Raw genomic sequence first — 13,926 nt, 5'->3', positions numbered from 1 at the left:
ACGATGTCAAACGTAATCTTGGAAACAAGAAATTTGACCAAGGAATTCAAGGGTTTCACGGCGGTCAGTGACGTCAACTTGAAGGTGGAACGGGGCCATATCCACGCCCTGATCGGCCCGAATGGCGCCGGCAAGACCACGTGTTTCAACTTGCTCACCAAATTCCTGGTCCCCACATCCGGACAGATCCTGTTCAATGGGAAAGACATCACGGCCGCCAAACCGGCCCAGATCGCCCGCATGGGCGTGATCCGCTCGTTCCAGATTTCCGCCGTCTTCCCGCATTTGTCCGTGCTGCAAAATGTGCGCATCGGCTTGCAGCGCCAGCTGGGCACCTCGTTCCGCTTCTGGCAAAGCGAACGCTCGCTGAACCAGCTCAATGACCGCGCCATGGCCTTGCTGGCCGAGGTCGACCTGACGGAGTTCGCCGACACCATCACGGTCGACATGCCGTACGGGCGCAAGCGGGCGCTGGAAATTGCCACCACCCTGGCGATGGAACCGGAAATGATGCTGCTCGATGAACCGACGCAGGGCATGGGCCACGAAGACGTGCACCGCGTCACGGAACTGATCAAGAAGGTGTCGGCTGGCCGCACGATTTTGATGGTGGAACACAATATGAACGTGGTCTCCGGAATCTGCGACAAGATTTCCGTGCTGCAGCGCGGCGCCATGCTGGCCGAAGGGACTTATGCGGAAGTGTCGCGTAATCCACAGGTGATGGAAGCGTACATGGGCACCACCCACGCGGAACTGGAAGGGGCGCATTGATGGCTACACAAGTGAATGGCGGCGCACCCGCGCTGGAAATTGCACAGCTGCACACCTGGTATGGCGAATCGCACATCCTGCACGACGTAAACCTGACAGTGCAGCAGGGCGAAGTGGTGACCTTGTTGGGCCGCAATGGCGCTGGCCGCACCACCACCTTGCGCGCCATCATGGGCCTGACGGGCGCGCGCACGGGCTCCATCAAGGTCAACGGCGTCGAAGCGATAGGTTTGGCCACGCACAAAATCGCCCACCTGGGTATCGGTTACTGTCCTGAAGAGCGCGGCATTTTCTCGTCGCTGTCGACGGAGGAAAACCTGATGCTGCCGCCGACCCTGGCCAGCGGCGAGAAGGGCATGTCGGTGGAGGAGATCTACGCCATGTTCCCGAACCTGCAGGAGCGCCGCCACAGCCAGGGCACGCGGCTGTCGGGCGGCGAGCAGCAGATGCTGGCCGTGGCGCGCATCCTGCGCACGGGCGCGCGCCTGCTGCTGCTCGATGAAATTTCCGAAGGCCTGGCGCCCGTCATCGTGCAGGGCCTGGCGCGCATGATCACCACCCTGAAAGCGAAGGGTTACACCATCGTCATGGTGGAGCAGAATTTCCGGTTTGCCGCGCCGCTGGCGGACCGGTTTTATGTGATGGAGCACGGTCAGATCGTCGAGACTTTTGCTGCATCCGAACTGGAGGCCAAGATGCCGGTATTGACCGAGCTGCTAGGCGTGTAGTCCCCATGTAGTGCGTTTTACTCGTCATCGACCAGCAATCGTCTGAATAGCAAACAATAATCCCAACGGAGACACTATGAAACGTAACGCTATCGCCATTGCCACCGCCACTCTCTGCGCACTGGGCTTGTCCGCTGCCGCGCACGCCCAGGTGTCGGGCGACACCATCAAGATCGGCTTTATTTCCGACATGTCCGGCGTGTATTCCGACGTCGACGGCCTCGGTGGCGCGGAAGCCATCAAGATGGCGATCGCCGATGCCGGCGTCGTACTGGCTGGCAAAAAGGTGGAATTCATTTCTGCCGATCACCAGAACAAGGCCGACATCGCCGCTTCGAAGGCGCGCGAATGGTTCGACCAGCAGGGCGTCGACATGCTGATCGGCGGCACCAATTCCGGCGCCAGCCTGGCCATGGCCAAGGTGGCGGCGGAAAAGAAAAAAATCTTCATCGCCATCGGCGCCGGCTCCTCGCGCCTGACGAATGAAGAGTGCACGCCATACACCGTGCATTACGCCTACGACACCGTGGCGCTGGCGCGCGGCACGGGCGGCACCATCGTCAAGCAGGGCGGCAAGAACTGGTACTTCATGACGGCCGACTACGCGTTCGGCCACTCGCTGGAAAAAGACACGGCCGAAGTCGTCAAGGCGGCCGGCGGCAAGGTGCTGGGCAGCGTCAAGCATCCGCTGGGCGCCTCGGATTTCTCGTCCTTCCTGCTGCAGGCGCAAGCGGCAAAGCCGCAGATCCTGGGCCTGGCCAATGCCGGTGGCGACGCCATCAACAGCATCAAGGCGGCCAACGAATTTGGCGTGACGAAAAACGTGAAATTGGCTGGTCTGCTGATCTTCATCAATGACATCCATTCGCTGGGCTTGAACCTGACGCAGGGCATGTACCTGACGGACGGCTGGTACTGGGACTTGAATCCGGAAACGCGGGCCTGGTCGAAACGTTACTTTGACAAGATGAAGAAGGAACCGTCGATGCTGCAGGCGGCCGACTATTCGGCGGCGGCGAACTACCTGAAAGCCGTCAAGGCGGTGGGCACGGACGATACCGACAAGGTCATGGCGTATCTGAAGAAAACCAAGATCAACGACATGTTCACCAAGAACGGCGAAGTGCGTCCCGATGGCCGCATGGTGCACGACATGTATCTGATGGAAGTGAAAAAGCCGTCCGAGTCAAAATACCCATGGGATTACTACAAGGTGGTGGCCACCGTGCCCGGCGCGCAAGCGTACGTGACCAAGGCTGAATCGAAGTGTTCGCTGTGGAAGTAACGTTGTAGCAATCCCTGCGGATTGCCCGCCGCGCGCGGGCAGTCTGCCTTCCTGCGCGCCACCTACCGGTGCGCAGGGTGCGCCTTGCGCCGCCGCACCCGTCCGCGGTGGCGTGTTTCCCTTGATACCACACCGCTACCCGGCGGTGCTTTTTATACTGTGATGCCATGGAAATTTTCGGCGTTCCATTACAAGCGATGATGAGCCAGCTGCTGCTGGGCCTCGTCAACGGCTCGTTCTATGCCATGTTGTCCCTCGGTCTGGCCGTGATCTTCGGCTTGCTCAACGTCATTAATTTCTCGCACGGCGCCATGTACATGATGGGCGCCTTCCTGGCCTGGATGGGCCTCAGCTATTTCGACATCAATTACTGGGCCATGCTGGTCATCGCCCCGATCCTCGTCGGCCTGGTCGGCATCCTGATTGAAAAGACCATGCTGCGCTGGCTGTATAAACTCGACCACCTGTATGGCTTGCTGCTGACCTTTGGCATCACGCTGATCATGGAAGGCGTGTTCCGCTCGTTCTATGGCGTCTCGGGCCAGCCGTATGCGGTACCCGAAGCGCTGGCCGGCGCCACCGACCTGGGTTTCATGATCCTGCCGAACTACCGGGCGTGGGTCGTCATCGCTTCGCTCTCCGTCTGCCTGGCCACCTGGTTCGTCATCGAAAAAACCAAGTTAGGTGCCTACCTGCGGGCCGGCACGGAAAACCCGAAGCTGGTGGAAGCGTTCGGCATCAACGTGCCGCTGATGGTGACCCTGACCTTCGGCTTCGGCGTGGCGCTGGCCGGGTTCGCCGGCGTGCTGGCCGCCCCCATCATCCAGGTCTCGCCGCTGATGGGCTCGAATCTCATCATCGTCGTGTTCGCCGTGGTGGTGATCGGCGGCATGGGTTCCATCATGGGCTCGATCCTGACGGGCCTGGGCCTGGGCGTGATCGAGGGCCTGACCCGCGTGTTCTACCCGGAAGGCTCGGCCACCGTGGTTTTCGTGGTGATGGTCATCGTGCTGCTGCTGCGTCCCGCCGGCCTGTTCGGTAAAGAAAAGTAATCCTCATCAGTCATGTATTGGAGCTACCACGATGAATAAGAATGTAGGCTACGCCATTGCCCTGCTGCTGGCTCTGGCGGCCCCGTTTTACGGCTATCCCGTCTTCCTGATGAAGTTGCTGTGCTTTGCCCTGTTTGCCTGCGCCTTCAATTTATTGATCGGCTATACGGGCTTGCTGTCGTTTGGCCACGCTGCCTTCTTTGGCGGCGCCGGCTATGTCACCGGCTATGCGCTGCGCACCTGGGGCTGGCCGACGGAACTGGGCTTGCTGGCCGGCGTCGCCACCGGGGCGCTATTGGGCCTGGTGATGGGCGGCCTGGCCATCCGTCGCCAGGGCATCTATTTCACCATGATCACCCTGGCGCTGGCGCAGATGGTGTACTTCCTCGCCTTGCGCCTGCCGTTCACGGGCGGCGAGGATGGCTTGCAGGGTGTTCCACGTGGAACCTTGCTGGGCACAATCGACCTGGGCAACGACACGGTGCTGTACTACGTGGTGCTGGCCATCTTCATCGCCGGCTTCGCCCTGATCGTGCGCACCATCCACTCGCCGTTCGGGCAAGTATTGAAAGCCATCAAGGAAAACGAGCCGCGCGCCATCTCGCTCGGCTACGACGTCAACAAGTACAAGCTGATGGCCATCGTCCTGTCGGCGTCGCTGGCCGCGCTGGCCGGCGCCACCAAGACCCTGGTGCTGGGCTTTGAGACGTTGACCGATGTGTACTGGGGCATGTCGGGCCTGGTCGTGCTGATGACACTGGTCGGTGGCATGGGCACCCTGGCCGGCCCCATCATCGGCGCCGTGCTGATCATCGCGCTGGAAAACAAGCTGGGCGACTTTGGCACCTATCTGGCCACGCACACGGGTGTCGAGTGGTTCGGGACGTTGGGCGAATCGGTGGGCATCGTTACCGGCATCATCTTCGTCATCTGCGTGCTGATGTTTCGGCGTGGCATCGTCGGCGAAGCGCTTGCCCGTTTCGGCGGCAGGCCGGCCAAGGCCGCTGTCTGATGGTTGCAGCAACGCCGGACTGTCTGTCCGGCGTTTTTCATTGTGCGTCCAGTGTTACCTCAACGGAGAGAACCACCATGCAAACAAGGAATATGCGCACCGGCACCGGCCTGTGCACCGTGCTGCTGCTGTCAGCCTGCGGCAGCAATCATGCACCGGAAGAGCTGAACCAGATGCCCAGCTACCTGGGCACGATCACGCGGGCCGACTACGACGGCAAGAGCAACGACCTGCTGACGGCCGGCCTGGGCAAGACGGGGCTGGCGGCAGCGGCACCCGCATACGCGAATGCGGAGAGTCCCACGCCGCTGGAACTGCGCCGCAACGCCATCCACGCCAACTACCGCGCCGTGCTCGACATTGCCGCCAACAGCGGCTACGGCACCCTGTACGGGCCGAACGTGGATGCGGCGGGCAATGCGGGCAGCGGCGAAGGCTTGATCGCCGGCAGCGAATACATCGCCTATGCGGACGATGGCACGGGCAAGAAAAACGTCACCCTGATGGTGCAGGTGCCGGCCAGTTTCGACCCGGACCGTGCCTGCATCGTCACGGGCACGTCCAGCGGCTCGCGTGGCATCTATGGCGCCATCGGCAGCTCGGGCGAGTGGGGCCTGAAAAAGGGCTGCGCCGTGGCCTATGCGGACAAAGGTTCCGGCACGGGCCTGTATGTGTTCGAGGATGACAGCGTCAACCTGCAAAACGGCGTGCGCGCGGGCAGGGTCGCGGCCGGCAAGAACGCGCAATTCGCGCCCGACCTGAGCGACGCCGAGCGCCAGGCCTGGGCGGCTGCGAACCCCAACCGCATCGCCTTCAAGCATGCGCACTCGCAGCAGAATCCGGAGAAGGACTGGGGCAAGGTCACCTTGCAAGCCATCGAGCTGGCGTACTACGTGTTGAACGAGCGCTACGGCGTGCTGGCGCGCGACGGCAGTTCGCACCTGCTGCGCCTGACGCCGAAGAACACCATCACGATCGCCTCGAGCATTTCCAACGGCGGCGGCTCGGCCTTGCTGGCAGCCGAGCAGGATACGCGCGGCCTGATCAGCGGCGTGGCCGTCAGCGAGCCGCAGGTCCAGCCGGCGCCATCGACCGCCTACAGCGTGCGCCAGGGCGGGGTGGTGGTGAGTGGGCCGGGCCGCGCGCTGTTCGACTACGCCACCTATGCCGCCCTGTACCAGCCGTGCATCGCCTCCGTGGCCGGCAGCGCGGGACGCTGCACGGCGCTCGTCGCCAAGGGCTTGCTGAGCGGCACCGACCTGGCGCAACAGCAGGCAGACGCGAAGCGGCGCCTGCAGGCGTATGGCTGGCTGGCGGACTCCGATCCCCTGCAGGCGGCGCACGCGGGCACCAACATCCTGGTGGCTGTCACGTATGCGTACGCCTACGGCAAATTCTCCGTGACGGACAAGGTGTGCGGTTTTAGCTTTGCGCAGACGGACGGGACGGGCAACCCCATCGCCTACACGAGCGCGCAAAAGGCGGCCAGCTTTGCCGCGCAAAACGGCATCCTGGGCAATGTCGTGTATGAGAACAGCGTTGGCGGCGCAAAGGTGTACACGGCTGGCGTGTCGCCTTCCAACGGCCTGGCCGACCAGTCACTCGATGGTTTCCTGTGCCTGCGCAGCCTGGCGACGGGACGCGACAGCGTCAGCGGCACCGCCTTGCAGGGCACGCTGGCGGCGCAGAGTGTCCGGGTGCGTGCCGGCGTGGCCGAGGTGCAGGCAACGGCCAAGCTCAATGGCAAACCGGCCATCATCGTGCATGGCCGCAGCGATACGCTGATTCCCGTGAATCACGCGTCGCGTGCCTATGTGGGACTGAATGCGGTGGGCGAGGGCGCAGGCAGCAAGCTGCGCTATATCGAGGTGACCCATGCCAACCACTTCGATTCCTTCAGCAGCGCCTTGCCGACCTTGATCGTGCCCCTGCACGTGTATCTGAACCGGGCGCTCGACGCCATGTATGCACACTTGACCGTCAAGCAGGCCTTGCCGCCATCGCAGGTGGTGCGCACGGTAACGCGTGCCGATGCATCGACCTTGATCACGAATGTCAACGTGCCGCCGATCGCGGCGGCACCGGCGGCCGGTAATCTCATCAGTGTGACGGGCACGGTGGTGGATATTCCCAACTAGACTGCACCGTCTGGGGAACTTGCGGCCACGTTTCACGTGGCCGTTTTTATACCCGGGCTAGATCCAGGCGGAGTCGGGGATCTGCCCCAGACCCTGGAACACGGGCTTGGAAAACCAGTAGCCCTGCATCAGCGAAATGCCGCAGCCGGAAAGAAAATCGCGCTCGGCGCGCGTCTCGATGCCTTCGGCCAGCACGCGGATGCCCAGCTCGCGGCACAAGCTGGCGACGGCCCGCACGATGGCCTGGCGCGGCGGCGAGGTGTCGATCTGCCGCACCAGGTCCATGTCGATCTTGACGATGTCGGGCTGGTATTCGGCCAGCAGGTTCAAGCCCGCATAGCCGGCGCCAAAATCATCGATGGCCGTCTGGAAACCGAAGCGGCGATAGGCGCGGAAAATCTCGACCAGGTGGGGACGGTCCTGCACCCGTTCGCCTTCCGTCACTTCAAAGATGATTTTGTCGGTAGGAAAGTTGTGCAGCTTGGCCGCTTCCAGGGTGCTGCGGATGCAGACCTCGGGACGGTACACGGCATTGGGCAGGAAATTGATCGACAGAAAACCTTGCATGCCCAGCCTGGCTGCGCCAGCCACGGCCTTGACGCGGCAAGCCTGGTCAAAGCGGTAGCGGTTCTCGTCGTTCACTTGCGCCAGCACGCTGGCGGCACCTTCGCCATGCGGGCCGCGTACCAGCGCCTCGTGTGCGTAGATGCTGCGCGTGGCGAGGTCGACGATAGGTTGATAGGCGTACTCGAAGGCAAAGCCCAGCGGTGCGCTATCGTGGCAGCCGGTGCAGCGCCCGGGTGGCGGGCTGCTGTCGTCGGCATGAATGGGTATGTCGGGTGGCGTCATGGCGGCAGTGTAACAGGGTGGGTCAGGCGACTCCGTCTGCTGGCTCACAGTGCGGCCGCATAGATGGCGCGCGCGTCGCTGCGCGTGACGCTGCGGGGATTGTTTCCCAGCAAGCGCGTTTGCAGCATGGCTTCGTCGGCCAGGCGGTCCAGGTCGCTGGCGGCGATGCCCACCTCGCGCAGGGTTCGTGCGATGCCGGTCGCGAGGGCAATGTCCTGCATGGCATCGATCAAGGCATGGGCGCGTGCATCGTCGCTGCCCGTGATGCCGGGTTGCAAAACGGCGGCCAGCTGCGCATACAGGGGCGCGGCATGGGACAAGTTAAAGCGCAGCACATGCGGCAGCACCAGCGCGTTCGACAATCCATGTGGCACGTGGAACAGGCCGCCGATGGGATAGGCGAGGGCGTGCACGGCGGCGACGGGGGCGTTGGAAAATGCCTGGCCGGCCAGCATGGCGCCCAGCAGCATGGCCTGGCGCGCGGCCAGGTTCTGGCCATCGCGGCATGCTGTGACGAGGTTGGCGGACAGCAGCGACAGCGCCTGGGTGGCCAGCATGTCGGACAGCGGATTCTTTTGCAGGCGGCTGGTATATGCCTCGATCGCATGCACCATGGCATCGATGCCGGTGGCGGCCGTCACCGCCGGTGGCAGGCCCAGGGTCAGGCTGGCGTCGAGCAGGGCCAGGTCCGCATACAGTTGCGGGGCGACTACGCCCATCTTGGTGGTGGCGCCCGTCGTGACGATGGCGATGCTGGTCACTTCCGAACCCGTGCCGGCCGTGGTTGGCAACTGCACCAGCGGCAGGCGCTGGCCGTGGACATTGCCGATACCATACAGTTGCCCCAGCTCCTGGTGGCCCGGTGCCAGCACGGCGATCAGCTTGGCCACATCCAGCGAGCTGCCGCCACCGAGGCCAATCACCAGTTCCACGTGAAACATCTGTGCCTCCGCCACGCCAGCCAGGATGACGGCTTCGGGTGGATCCGCTTGGACATCGGCGAACACGTGCACCTCGACACCTGACGCCTGCAGACTGCGCAAGGGAGTATCGGCCAGTCCGGTGCGCAAAAAGCCCGCATCGGTGACGAGCAGGGCGCGGCGTACGTGTGGAAAGTGGCGGGCCACGTGCTGGCCCAGCTGGGCGGCACAGCCTGCTTCGACGATCAGATGCGGCACGGTGCGGAACTGGAAGGCGGACATGCGGACTCCTGGCAGTGGGACAGTAACGAGCTTACTCCGCTTTCCAACGCCGCGCATGTTTCACGTGGAACCACGCTGCAGCACCAGCAGCGCCAGGCTGACCGTCAGCGCGACGCCGGCCACCGTTGCCAGCAGCCGGCATGCCTGGGCATCCTTGCGGTACTCGCGCGTGGCGGCATAGGCCAGCGCCACACCCAGCACGATATTGAGCAGGAGCAGGTTTCTCATTCCTAATGCTCACTCCCACTCCAGCGCGCCCTTTTTCCACTCATAGGCCAAGCCTATCGTCAGTACGGCGAGAAACCCCATGACGGCCCAGAAGCCGACCAGTCCCAGTGCGTTGACGTTGGCCGCCCACGGCATCAGGAAAATGACTTCGATATCGAACAGGATGAACAGGATGGCGACCAGGTAGAAGCGGATGTCGAATTTCATGCGCGCGTCGCCAAACGCTTCGAAGCCGCATTCATATTGCGACAGCTTTTGCGGGTCGGGCTTGTGCGGTCCCAGCACCCGTCCCAGCAGCATGGGCACGATGCCGACCAGGATACCGACGAGGATGAAGAGCAGGACGGGAAAGTAGTTTTCGAGGAGCATGGGAATTCCTTTGGAGATTTGCTGTGTAGTACAGGCGGTGGGTGAGGTGGTAGCGCAGGACGTGTCTACGCCAGGCGCTACCGGGGAAAACTTAGTGGGCCGAAGACAGCTTCATCAGAACGATGCCGCTGACGATCAGGACGGCAGCGCAGATGCGCATCAAGCTCAGCTGTTCGCCCAGGACGGCGACGCCAACGATGAAGGCGCCGACGGCGCCGATGCCGGTCCAGATGGTGTACGCCGTGCCGAGGGGCAGGGTACGCATGGCGATCGACAGCAAGCCGAAGCTGGCGATCATCATGACCACGGTAACGATAGAGGGGGTGAGTCTGGTGAAACCCTCGGAGAGTTTCATCGAATATGCCCACACGACTTCAAACATGCCGGCAATCAGTAAAAGTATCCAGGCCATGGCGGCTCCTTTGCAGAGCGGGCCGTCCCGGTGTGTTCCCATGTGGGGGAGGCCGTCCTCCTGAATGACCGTCCCGATGGCCACTGGCGTGGCGACGTTGATGGACGATGCGGCAATTGTAGCAAACATTGTCGTACCCTGCAGCTCTATCCCGGGTGCGCTTGCGGGGTCAATTCGTGTTCCACGTGAAACAGAAACGGGTGGCGCCACACCCTTGCTGAGTAAAAATTAAGCAAAAAATGGCCGGCGGAAGGTTGCGCCTGCAAAAAGACTCTATAATCGGAGCTCTCTTCCCGCATTTTTACTTGCACTGTTACCTATTTATCATGTTATTTCCTACAGAATTCGACGTCATCGTTGTCGGTGGTGGTCACGCCGGTACCGAAGCGGCCCTCGCTTCCGCCCGCATGGGGCAGAAGACGCTTTTGCTCACGCATAATATTGAGACACTGGGCCAGATGTCGTGCAATCCTTCCATCGGTGGCATCGGCAAGGGCCACCTGGTCAAGGAAGTCGATGCCATGGGCGGTGCGATGGCGATCGCCACCGACGAGTCCGGTATCCAGTTCCGCATCCTGAATTCCTCGAAAGGCCCGGCAGTCCGCGCCACGCGCGCCCAGGCCGACCGCATCCTGTATAAAGCCGCCATCCGCACGCGTCTGGAAAACCAGCCTAACCTGTGGCTGTTCCAGCAAGCCGTCGATGACCTGATCGTCGAAGGCGACCGCGTCGTAGGCGCCGTGACGCAGATCGGCCTGAAGTTCCTGGCGCGCGCCGTGGTGCTGACGGCAGGTACTTTCCTCGACGGCAAGATCCACGTGGGCCTGAACAATTATTCGGCCGGCCGTGCCGGCGATCCGCCTGCCATCTCGCTGTCGGCCCGCCTGAAAGAGCTGAAACTGCCGCAGGGCCGTTTGAAAACGGGCACGCCGCCGCGCATCGATGGCCGCACGATCGACTTTTCCGTGATGCAGGAACAGCCGGGCGACCTCGACCCGGTACCCGTGTTCTCCGTCATGGGCAACACGGCCATGCACCCGCGCCAGGTGCCGTGCTGGGTCACGCACACGAACGCACAGACGCACGACATCATCCGCGCCGGCCTCGATCGCAGCCCCATGTACACGGGCGTAATCGAGGGCGTCGGCCCCCGCTACTGCCCGTCGATCGAAGACAAGATCCACCGCTTCTCGGGCAAGGAATCACACCAGATCTTCCTTGAGCCGGAAGGCTTGACGACGCACGAGTTCTATCCGAACGGCATCTCCACCAGCCTGCCGTTCGACGTGCAGATCGCCCTGGTGCAGTCGATGAAGGGCATGGAAAACGCCCACATCCTGCGCCCTGGTTACGCCATCGAATACGATTATTTCGACCCGCGCGGCTTGAAGGCTTCGCTGGAAACGAAGGCCGTGGCGGGCCTGTTCTTCGCCGGCCAGATCAATGGCACCACCGGCTACGAGGAAGCGGCCGCGCAAGGCATGCTGGCGGGCCTGAATGCGGCCTTGCTGACGCAAGACAAGGACGCCTGGGTACCGGGCCGCTCCGAGGCCTATCTGGGCGTGCTGGTCGACGATCTGATCACCCAGGGCGTGCAGGAGCCGTACCGCATGTTCACCAGCCGCGCCGAGTACCGTTTGAGCCTGCGCGAAGACAATGCCGACATGCGCCTGACGGAAATCGGCCGCGCTCTGGGCTGCGTCGGCGACGCCCAGTGGCAAGCCTTTGAAACCAAGCGCGAAGCGGTGGCGCTGGAGCTCGAGCGCCTGCGTTCCACGTGGGTCAACCCGCGCATCCTGGCGGCCGCCGAGTCGGAACGCATCGTCGGCCAGGCCATCGAGCGCGAATACTCGCTGGCGGACTTGCTGCGCCGCCCGAACGTTGCCTATGACACCTTGATGAGCATGACGGGCATGGAGGGCCAGGCTCTGGCCGGCCCCGGTGTGGCAGACGCGGCCGTGCGCGAGCAGGTGGAAATCCAGCTCAAATACGCGGGCTACATCGAGCGCCAGAGCAAGGAAATCGAGCGCCACGAACACTATGAAAACCTGGCCTTGCCGGAAGGTTTTAACTATCTGGACATCAGCGCGCTGTCGGTCGAAGTGCGGCAAAAACTCGACAAGCAGCGCCCGGAAACCCTGGGCCAGGCATCGCGCATTTCCGGCGTGACCCCGGCGGCCATTTCGCTGCTGCTGGTGCACCTGAAAAAGCGCGGTTTTGGTGCAGGTCAGGCCGAAATACAGACCACCACTTTAAAGGATGAGGTTGTTGAATGAAGCAGTTTGACCGGGCCGCTTTGGCCCAGATTTTGAATGAAGGCATCGCCGCGCTGGGCCTGGAGCTGAGCGCGGATCAGACGGAAAAACTGCTCGATTACCTGGCCTTGCTGGCCAAATGGAATAGCGTGTACAACCTGACGTCGGTGCGCGATCCCCTGCAGATGCTGACCTTGCACGTGCTCGATTCGCTGGCGGCCGTGCCAGCGTTCGCGCAAGCCAAGAACGTGCTCGACGTGGGCGCTGGCGGCGGCTTGCCGGGCATGGTCCTGGCTATCGCCCGGCCCGATGTGAAGGTGTCGATGATCGACACGGTGCATAAAAAGACGGCATTCCTGACGCAAGTGAAGGCCGAACTGGGCCTGGCCAACGTCACCGTGTACACGAAACGGGTGGAGCAGCTGGAAGTGCAGCAGAAATTCGACGTGATCACCTCGCGCGCCTTTGCCGACCTGTCCGACTTCGTCAACTGGTCGAACCATGTGCTGGCCGAGGGTGGGCAATTCATCGCCTTGAAAGGGGTGGCACCGCCAGACGAGAGAGAGCGACTGCCGGCGGACTGGAAAGTGACGGAATTACGAGCAATCCAGGTGCCAGGGCTAAATGCAGAGCGTCATCTGGTCTTTATAGCAAGAATTTAAAGAACGCAGAATTAAACGATATAAATCATATAAACAGTTTATACGGTATAAATAATATAAACCGTATAAACGATTTATATCGTATAAATCAAATAAACAGTATAAATCGTTTCGGCAGGATGCCGGGGCGCACGATGAAGTTTGCACCTATTTACAACTAGAAGATACATGGCCAAAATTTTTTGTGTAGCAAATCAAAAGGGTGGTGTTGGTAAAACCACAACAAGCGTCAACCTCTCCGCCGGTCTGGCCAAGTTGAACCAGCGCGTGCTGCTGGTCGACCTCGACCCGCAGGGCAATGCGACCATGGGCGCCGGCATCAACAAGGCCGGCTTGAAGGCGTCGACCTATGAAGTGATGCTGGGCGAGTCCGATGTCAAAACGGCACGCCAGCGTTCGGAAGCCGGACGCTTCGATGTGCTGCCCTCGAACCGCGAGCTGGCCGGCGCCGAAGTGGAGATGGTCGAGCTGGACAACCGCGAACGCCGCCTGAAGGATGCGCTGGCCGAAGTGGATGGCGAATATGACTTCATATTAGTAGACTGCCCACCGGCATTATCGATGCTGACCCTGAACGGCCTGTGCGCCGCGCATGGCGTGATCATTCCGATGCAGTGCGAGTACTACGCCTTGGAAGGACTGTCCGATCTGGTCAACACCATCAAGAAGGTACACGCCAACCTGAACCCGGATCTGAAGATTATTGGACTCTTGCGCGTGATGTTCGATCCGCGCATGACATTATCGCAACAAGTGTCGGCGCAGCTGGAACAGCACTTCGGCGACAAGGTATTCAATACCATCATCCCGCGCAACGTGCGCCTGGCCGAAGCGCCATCGTACGGCTTGCCCGGCGTGACTTTCGACCCCAGCTCGAAAGGTGCCCAGGCGTATATCGCCTTCGGCGCCGAGATGGTCGAACGCATCAAACATATGTAAACAAGGGGCGAGCGTCTGCAC

General features: G+C 61.9%; 14 protein-coding genes. 9 read left to right on the top strand and 5 right to left on the bottom strand.

The window, feature by feature from the left end:
- Nucleotides 1-3 precede the first annotated feature (3 nt).
- The 6 genes from ACQ4WR_RS12905 to ACQ4WR_RS12880 all read left to right on the top strand — a co-directional run bounded on the left by ACQ4WR_RS12905 (nt 4) and on the right by ACQ4WR_RS12880 (nt 6,989).
- Nucleotides 4-774 carry an ABC transporter ATP-binding protein gene (locus ACQ4WR_RS12905; protein WP_436487654.1) on the top strand — a complete coding sequence of 257 codons (771 nt, stop codon included), beginning with the start codon at nt 4-6 and terminating at the stop codon, nt 772-774.
- Nucleotides 774-1,502 (top strand): ABC transporter ATP-binding protein, encoded by a 729-nt coding sequence (locus ACQ4WR_RS12900; RefSeq protein WP_436487652.1) that lies wholly within the window; start codon nt 774-776, stop codon nt 1,500-1,502. Before ACQ4WR_RS12905 ends, ACQ4WR_RS12900 begins: the two co-directional genes overlap by 1 nt.
- A gap of 76 nt (nt 1,503-1,578) precedes the next feature.
- Complete coding sequence (locus tag ACQ4WR_RS12895; RefSeq protein ID WP_436487650.1) at nt 1,579-2,787, top strand: ABC transporter substrate-binding protein; 1,209 nt, start codon at nt 1,579-1,581, stop codon at nt 2,785-2,787.
- 167 nt (nt 2,788-2,954) lie between these two features.
- On the top strand, nt 2,955-3,839 hold the full coding sequence (locus ACQ4WR_RS12890) for a branched-chain amino acid ABC transporter permease (protein WP_070288905.1): 885 nt from the start codon (nt 2,955-2,957) through the stop codon (nt 3,837-3,839).
- A gap of 31 nt (nt 3,840-3,870) precedes the next feature.
- Nucleotides 3,871-4,851, top strand: a complete 981-nt coding sequence (locus ACQ4WR_RS12885; protein WP_102293026.1) for a branched-chain amino acid ABC transporter permease — start codon at nt 3,871-3,873, stop codon at nt 4,849-4,851.
- Between the two features lie 92 nt (nt 4,852-4,943).
- A complete protein-coding gene (locus ACQ4WR_RS12880) occupies nt 4,944-6,989 on the top strand; it encodes a 3-hydroxybutyrate oligomer hydrolase family protein (RefSeq protein ID WP_436487647.1) in 2,046 nt (681 codons plus the stop codon).
- 57 nt (nt 6,990-7,046) lie between these two features.
- On the opposite strand, the gene ACQ4WR_RS12875 is transcribed toward ACQ4WR_RS12880, so the two are convergent.
- From ACQ4WR_RS12875 to sugE, 5 genes are all read right to left on the bottom strand, one after another.
- Entirely contained in the window at nt 7,047-7,838 is a 792-nt protein-coding gene (locus tag ACQ4WR_RS12875) for an EAL domain-containing protein (RefSeq protein WP_436487645.1), read from the bottom strand.
- 44 nt (nt 7,839-7,882) lie between these two features.
- Complete coding sequence (locus tag ACQ4WR_RS12870; protein WP_436487643.1) at nt 7,883-9,040, bottom strand: iron-containing alcohol dehydrogenase; 1,158 nt, start codon at nt 9,038-9,040, stop codon at nt 7,883-7,885.
- Nucleotides 9,041-9,100: 60 nt separating this feature from the next.
- Nucleotides 9,101-9,268, bottom strand: a complete 168-nt coding sequence (locus tag ACQ4WR_RS12865) for a hypothetical protein (RefSeq protein WP_180979295.1) — start codon at nt 9,266-9,268, stop codon at nt 9,101-9,103.
- A 9-nt stretch (nt 9,269-9,277) separates the two neighbouring features.
- Nucleotides 9,278-9,637, bottom strand: a complete 360-nt coding sequence (locus ACQ4WR_RS12860; protein ID WP_436487641.1) for an NADH-quinone oxidoreductase subunit A — start codon at nt 9,635-9,637, stop codon at nt 9,278-9,280.
- 91 nt (nt 9,638-9,728) lie between these two features.
- Nucleotides 9,729-10,049, bottom strand: coding sequence for a quaternary ammonium compound efflux SMR transporter SugE (gene sugE / locus ACQ4WR_RS12855; RefSeq protein WP_102293021.1), 321 nt, complete (start codon nt 10,047-10,049; stop codon nt 9,729-9,731).
- 326 nt (nt 10,050-10,375) lie between these two features.
- Between sugE and mnmG the strand changes: the two genes are divergently transcribed.
- The 3 genes from mnmG (at nt 10,376) to ACQ4WR_RS12840 (ending at nt 13,905) form a co-directional block, all read left to right on the top strand.
- Nucleotides 10,376-12,325: a tRNA uridine-5-carboxymethylaminomethyl(34) synthesis enzyme MnmG gene (mnmG, locus tag ACQ4WR_RS12850; protein ID WP_436487639.1), complete on the top strand. Its 1,950-nt coding sequence runs from the start codon at nt 10,376-10,378 to the stop codon at nt 12,323-12,325.
- Nucleotides 12,322-12,966: a 16S rRNA (guanine(527)-N(7))-methyltransferase RsmG gene (rsmG, locus tag ACQ4WR_RS12845; RefSeq protein ID WP_102293019.1), complete on the top strand. Its 645-nt coding sequence runs from the start codon at nt 12,322-12,324 to the stop codon at nt 12,964-12,966. The genes mnmG and rsmG overlap by 4 nt, the downstream gene beginning before the upstream one ends.
- Before the next feature lie 168 nt (nt 12,967-13,134).
- Nucleotides 13,135-13,905 (top strand): ParA family protein, encoded by a 771-nt coding sequence (locus tag ACQ4WR_RS12840; protein WP_034752687.1) that lies wholly within the window; start codon nt 13,135-13,137, stop codon nt 13,903-13,905.
- Nucleotides 13,906-13,926 lie beyond the last annotated feature (21 nt).

The sequence above is a fragment of the Janthinobacterium amylolyticum genome (genome assembly GCF_051380655.1).
In the GTDB taxonomy this organism is placed as follows: domain Bacteria; phylum Pseudomonadota; class Gammaproteobacteria; order Burkholderiales; family Burkholderiaceae_D; genus Janthinobacterium.
Note: the sequence above shows the minus strand (reverse complement) of the source record. Positions and strands in the feature narration are given on the sequence as shown.

Coding starts and splice junctions, on each gene's coding strand:
- ACQ4WR_RS12905 (WP_436487654.1), top strand. CDS start 4: ATGTCAAACGTAATCTTGGAAACAAGAAATTTGACCAAGGAATTCAAG.
- ACQ4WR_RS12900 (WP_436487652.1), top strand. CDS start 774: ATGGCTACACAAGTGAATGGCGGCGCACCCGCGCTGGAAATTGCACAG.
- ACQ4WR_RS12895 (WP_436487650.1), top strand. CDS start 1,579: ATGAAACGTAACGCTATCGCCATTGCCACCGCCACTCTCTGCGCACTG.
- ACQ4WR_RS12890 (WP_070288905.1), top strand. CDS start 2,955: ATGGAAATTTTCGGCGTTCCATTACAAGCGATGATGAGCCAGCTGCTG.
- ACQ4WR_RS12885 (WP_102293026.1), top strand. CDS start 3,871: ATGAATAAGAATGTAGGCTACGCCATTGCCCTGCTGCTGGCTCTGGCG.
- ACQ4WR_RS12880 (WP_436487647.1), top strand. CDS start 4,944: ATGCGCACCGGCACCGGCCTGTGCACCGTGCTGCTGCTGTCAGCCTGC.
- ACQ4WR_RS12875 (WP_436487645.1), bottom strand. CDS start 7,838: ATGACGCCACCCGACATACCCATTCATGCCGACGACAGCAGCCCGCCA.
- ACQ4WR_RS12870 (WP_436487643.1), bottom strand. CDS start 9,040: ATGTCCGCCTTCCAGTTCCGCACCGTGCCGCATCTGATCGTCGAAGCA.
- ACQ4WR_RS12865 (WP_180979295.1), bottom strand. CDS start 9,268: ATGAGAAACCTGCTCCTGCTCAATATCGTGCTGGGTGTGGCGCTGGCC.
- ACQ4WR_RS12860 (WP_436487641.1), bottom strand. CDS start 9,637: ATGCTCCTCGAAAACTACTTTCCCGTCCTGCTCTTCATCCTCGTCGGT.
- sugE (WP_102293021.1), bottom strand. CDS start 10,049: ATGGCCTGGATACTTTTACTGATTGCCGGCATGTTTGAAGTCGTGTGG.
- mnmG (WP_436487639.1), top strand. CDS start 10,376: ATGTTATTTCCTACAGAATTCGACGTCATCGTTGTCGGTGGTGGTCAC.
- rsmG (WP_102293019.1), top strand. CDS start 12,322: ATGAAGCAGTTTGACCGGGCCGCTTTGGCCCAGATTTTGAATGAAGGC.
- ACQ4WR_RS12840 (WP_034752687.1), top strand. CDS start 13,135: ATGGCCAAAATTTTTTGTGTAGCAAATCAAAAGGGTGGTGTTGGTAAA.